Consider the following 4,971-nt stretch of genomic DNA (forward strand, 5'->3'; position numbering starts at 1 on the left):
CCTGGACCGGGTGTGGAAGTACGACTTCCAGGGCCAGTCCAACATCGTCGAGCTCTACATCGGCTACCTGCGCAAGAAGATCGACCACGTCGAGCCCAAGCTGATCCACACGGTGCGCGGCGCCGGCTACGTCATCAAGGCCCCGCGCGGGTGACGTTGAGCGGCACCGGAGCCCGGGACGCCGGTCCGGCAGGCCAGCAGGCCCCGCTCGGCCCGGCGCCGCTGCCGCCCCCGGTGCTGTTCCCGCCGCCGGAGCCCCCGGCCCGCCGGCCCGGCCGCCGGGCCCGCTGGCTGCCCCGGACGCTGGCCGCCCGGCTGGTGACCGGCGTGGTGGCACTGCTGCTGGTGGTGGTCACCATCACCGGCGCCACCACCTACTTCCTGCTCCGGCCGTTCCTGCTGCAGCGGCTGGACCAGCAGCTCACCAGCGTGGCGGCCGGCAACGCCACCAGCGTCCGGCAGTGCATCCTGTCCGGCGGCAGCGTCTGCTCGGTCGGGGTGCCCAGCGGCGGCCGGGCCGCGCAGCTGGCCACCGCCCAGCGGGAGTGGATCGTCGGCTACGACTCCGACGGCAACGCCGTCGTCAACGTCACCGCCAACATCGCCTCGCTGACCCAGCTGAACCTGTCCGACCGGCAGCGCGCCGACGTGCTGGCCGACCCGACCCAGGTGCGCACCATCACCAGCGGCGCCCAGCGGCTGCGGGTGACCGCCCGGCAGATCCAGATCCCCGGCGACACCGTCACCGTGGTGACGGGGCTGTCGATGGAAGAGGTGGACCACACCCTGCAGCGGCTGCTGCTGCTCGAGCTGGTGGTCGGCGCCAGCGCGGTGCTGCTGGCCGCGGGGCTGACCAGCTGGGGCGTCCGGGCCGGGCTGCGCCCGCTGACCCGGGTGACCCGCACCGCGCAGGAGGTCACCGCCGAGCTCTCCCCGCAGGGCTCCGGGCTGGACCTGCGGGTGCCCGACGCCGACCCGCGCACCGAGGTCGGCAAGGTGGCCTCGGCGCTGAACACCCTACTGCAGACGGTGGAAACCGAGTTCGCCGCCCGGGTGCGCAGCGAGGAGCGGATGCGCCAGTTCCTGGCCGACGCCTCGCACGAGCTGCGCACCCCGCTCACCTCGATCCGGGGCTACGCCGAGCTGGCCCGGTTGCAGGGCCGCTCCACCGGCGCCCCGGACGACTCGATGCGCCGGATCGAGGTGGAGGGCACCCGGATGTCGCGGCTGGTCGAGGACCTGCTGGTGCTGGCCCGCGGCGACCAGGCCTCGGCGCTGCAGCGCGAGCTGGTGGAGGTCGACAAGCTGCTCGCCGAGGCCGCCCACGCGGTGTCGGCGGCCCACCCCGAACGCGAGCTGACCATCGCCGGCTCCGGCGGCGCGGTGCTGGTCGGCGACCGGGACCAGCTGCTGCGAGTGCTGATCAACCTGGCCTCCAACTCAGCGATCCACACCCCGTCCGGGCCGATCCGGCTGGAGGCGATTCGCGGCCGGACGCCGGCCGGCGAGGCGGTGGCGCTGCGGGTGACCGACACCGGGCCGGGCCTGCCGCCGGAGGAGGCGGCGCACGTCTTCGAGCGGTTCTGGCGCGCCGACAAGGCCCGCAGCCGGGCCAAGGGCGGCAGCGGGCTGGGGATGGCGATCGTCGCCCAGATCGTGGCCGCGCACGGCGGGCACGTCGAGTTCGACTCCACCGTCGCCGGCGGCACCACGGTCACCGTCACCCTGCCGGTGCAGCCGCCGGTGCTGTACCCGCCGCCCGCCTGAGGCGCCGGCCGGGCCCGACCGATCCGGCCCGCGCGGCGGCACGGCAGAATTGGGGGATGCCCGCGACGCCCTCCTCCGCCCTGGACCCGCGGATCGCCGAGCGGCTCAAGCGCGACCCGGCCGGGCTGGTGGCCGCGGTGGTGCAGCAGCACGACACCGGCGAGGTGCTGATGCTGGGCTGGATGGACGACGAGGCGCTGCACCGCTCGCTGACCACCGGTCGGGTCACCTTCTGGTCCCGGTCGCGGCAGGAGTACTGGCGCAAGGGTGACACCTCCGGCCACGTGCAGTACGTCCGGTCGGTCGCGCTGGACTGTGACGGCGACGCGCTGCTGGTCCGGGTGGACCAGGTGGGGCCGGCCTGCCACACCGGCACGCGCAGCTGCTTCGACGCCGGGGCGCTGCCGGCCGTCGAGGGGGGCGAGCGATGATCGACCGCTCGCAGCTGGCAGAACTCGCCCGCACCCACCGGCTGGTGCCGCTGACCCGCACCCTGTTCGCCGACGCCGAGACCCCGGTCGGGGTGTACCGCAAGCTCGCCGGCGGCCGGCCGGGCACCTTCCTGCTGGAGTCGGCCGAGCCCGGCGCGTCCTTCTCCCGCTGGTCGTTCGTCGGCGTCTCGGCGCTGGCCACCCTGACCGTCGAGGACGGCCAGGCCTGCTGGCAGGGCCACCCGCCGCCCGGGCTGCCGGACGGCGGCGACCCGCTGCAGGTGCTGGCCGCCGCCTGGCGGACGGTGCACGGCCCCCGGTTGCCGGGGCTGCCGCCGCTGACCGGCGGCTTCGTCGGCTACCTCAGCTACGACGTGGTGCGCCGGATCGAGACGCTGCCCGAGATCGCGCCGGACGAGCTGGGCCTGCCGGAGCTGATGATGCTGATGGTCACCGACCTGGCCGCGGTGGACCACCACAGCTGCACCGTCACCCTGATCGCCAACGCGGTGCTGCATCCGCAGATGTCCGAGGACGAGCTGGACGCCGCGCACGCCGACGCCGAGCGCCGCCTGGACGCGATGGCCCGCGACCTGGCCGCGCCCACCGAGTCGACGGTGGTGCCGATGGTGGCGGTGCCGCCGAAGCCGGCAGTCTCGCGCACCCCGCCGGGGGAGTTCGAGGCTGCGGTGGAGCAGTGCCTGGAGGCCATCCGGGCCGGCGAGGTGTTCCAGATCCTGCCCGGTCAGCGCTTCCGCACCGAGACCGACGCCGACGCCTTCGACGTCTACCGGGCGTTGCGCACCCTGAACCCGTCGCCGTACCTGTACTACCTGCACTTCGCCGACTTCGACATCGTCGGCTCCAGCCCCGAGGCGCTGGTCACGGTGTCCGGCGACAGCGCCACCATCCACCCGATCGCCGGCACCCGGCCCCGCGGCGCCGACCCGGTGGCCGACGCGGCGCTGGTCGCCGAGCTGCTGGCCGACCCGAAGGAGCGCGCCGAGCACGTGATGCTGGTGGACCTGGCCCGCAACGACCTGGGCCGGGTCTGCCGGCCGGGCACCGTGCAGGTGGTCGAGTTCGGCACCATCGAGCGCTACAGCCACGTCTGGCACATCGTCTCCACGGTCAGCGGGCAGGTGGCCGAGGGCAAGGACGCCTTCGACGTGTTCACCGCGGTCTTTCCGCACGGCACCGTCTCCGGTGCCCCCAAGGTGCGGGCGATGCAGCTGCTGGAGGAGATCGAGCCGGTCCGGCGCGGCATCTACGCCGGCGGGGTGGGCTACTTCGACTCGGCCGGCGACATGGACCTGGCGATCGCGATCCGCACCGCGGTGATGGTCGGCGGCACCGCCTACGTGCAGGCCGGCGCCGGGGTGGTGGCCGACTCGATTCCGGCCAACGAGGAGGCCGAGACCCGCAACAAGGCACGCGCGGTGCTGCAGGCGATCGCCACCGCCGAGACACTCAAGCCATGACGTCCCCGGCGCCGGCGGAAGCCGACCCCGCCGCCGGGCAGGGAAAGCAGCGGCGCGAGATGGCGGGCGTGCTGGCGGCAGCGGCGCTGGCGGGGCTGGTCATCCTGTTCGGTTCCGGCCGGTCCTGGCTGGAGGTGATCGTCGGCCGCCGGCCGCCGTTCGGGCCGCTGCGGGTGGAGCTGACCGGCCGGGCCCAGTACCCGGCGCTGACCGGGCTTGCGGTGGTGGCGCTGCTCGGGGTGGTGCTGGTGCTGGTCACCGGCGGGCTGGTCCGCCGGGCGCTCGGCGTCCTGGAGATGCTGGCCGGCGGCTGGGCGGCGGTCTGCGCCGGCGGCGGGATCGCCCGGCCCGGGACGCTGCGGCTGGAGGAGCTGCTGGGCGACCGGCTGGCGCAGAGCTCCGGGACGTTCGAGCTGCACCACCACCCGCAGTGGGCGGTGCTGACCCTGCTGGCGGCGCTGCTGCTGGTGCTGGCGGGCCTGGCGGTGGTGCTGCGGGCCGGCCACTGGCGGCTGGGCCTGTCGGCCCGGTACGCCGCCCCGGCGGCCTCGGCCGAGGCGGGCGATCCCTGGCGCCGGCTGGACCGCGGTGAAGATCCGACGGTGGCCGATGACTAACATCGTCAGCAGGCCAGCAGCGGCCGATCGGCGTGCTGCGCGCACTCCGCGGCAGACAGGGACGAGGAGGCAGCTGTGAATGCCCTCTCCGACATTGTCAACGATGTCCGGGCGGCGGTGGCTGCTCGTGAGGCCGTGATCAGCCTGGACGAGATCCGCGCCGCCGCCCAGGCCGCCCCGCCGCCGCTGAAGGCCTACCAGGCCCTGCGTGCGCCCGGCGTGGCGGTGATCGCCGAGGTGAAGCGGCGCAGCCCGTCCCGGGGCGTGCTGGCCGAGATCGGCTCGCCGGCCGAGCTGGCCCGGCAGTACCAGGCCGGCGGCGCCCGGGCGATCAGCGTGCTCACCGAGGAACGCTGGTTCGGCGGCTCGCTGGCCGACCTGGACCAGGTCCGGGCGGCGGTGTCCATCCCGGTGCTGCGCAAGGACTTCGTGATCACCTCCTACCAGGTGCACGAGGCGCGGGCGCACGGCGCGGACCTGGTGCTGCTGATCGTCGCCGCGCTGGAGCAGAACGCCCTGATCGGGCTGCGGGAACGGATCGAGTCGCTCGGCATGACCGCGATCGTCGAGGTGCACGACGAGGAGGAGGCCAGCCGGGCGCTGGACGCCGGCGCCCGGGTGATCGGCGTGAACGCCCGCAACCTCAAGACCCTGCAGGTGGACCGGTCGGTGTTC

Annotated in this window: 6 protein-coding genes; all 6 read left to right on the forward strand. The window is 74.6% G+C overall.

Annotated elements, in window-relative coordinates; genetic code table 11:
* The coding region (locus VLJ82_RS14900) for a winged helix-turn-helix domain-containing protein (RefSeq protein WP_408664154.1) at nt 1–154 on the forward strand (154 nt) is incomplete at its 5' end.
* Nucleotides 151–1,767, forward strand: coding sequence for a sensor histidine kinase (locus VLJ82_RS14905; RefSeq protein WP_408664149.1), 1,617 nt, complete (start codon nt 151–153; stop codon nt 1,765–1,767). The genes VLJ82_RS14900 and VLJ82_RS14905, both read left to right, overlap by 4 nt.
* 56 nt (nt 1,768–1,823) lie before the next feature.
* Nucleotides 1,824–2,198, forward strand: coding sequence for a phosphoribosyl-AMP cyclohydrolase (hisI, locus tag VLJ82_RS14910; protein WP_408664150.1), 375 nt, complete (start codon nt 1,824–1,826; stop codon nt 2,196–2,198).
* Nucleotides 2,195–3,679 (forward strand): anthranilate synthase component I, encoded by a 1,485-nt coding sequence (locus tag VLJ82_RS14915; RefSeq protein ID WP_408664151.1) that lies wholly within the window; start codon nt 2,195–2,197, stop codon nt 3,677–3,679. Before hisI ends, VLJ82_RS14915 begins: the two co-directional genes overlap by 4 nt.
* Nucleotides 3,676–4,296 (forward strand): Trp biosynthesis-associated membrane protein, encoded by a 621-nt coding sequence (locus VLJ82_RS14920; protein WP_408664152.1) that lies wholly within the window; start codon nt 3,676–3,678, stop codon nt 4,294–4,296. Before VLJ82_RS14915 ends, VLJ82_RS14920 begins: the two co-directional genes overlap by 4 nt.
* 75 nt (nt 4,297–4,371) lie before the next feature.
* A partial coding sequence (locus tag VLJ82_RS14925; RefSeq protein ID WP_408664153.1) for an indole-3-glycerol phosphate synthase TrpC occupies nt 4,372–4,971 on the forward strand: 600 nt, incomplete at its 3' end.

Origin of the sequence: Jatrophihabitans sp. (genome assembly GCF_035474675.1) — a bacterium.
Taxonomy (GTDB): domain Bacteria; phylum Actinomycetota; class Actinomycetes; order Mycobacteriales; family Jatrophihabitantaceae; genus Jatrophihabitans_A.

Bases quoted from the DNA above. Each gene is read 5' to 3' on its own strand.
- hisI (WP_408664150.1), top strand. From the start codon at position 1,824: ATGCCCGCGACGCCCTCCTCCGCCCTGGACCCGCGGATCGCCGAGCGG.
- VLJ82_RS14915 (WP_408664151.1), top strand. From the start codon at position 2,195: ATGATCGACCGCTCGCAGCTGGCAGAACTCGCCCGCACCCACCGGCTG.
- VLJ82_RS14920 (WP_408664152.1), top strand. From the start codon at position 3,676: ATGACGTCCCCGGCGCCGGCGGAAGCCGACCCCGCCGCCGGGCAGGGA.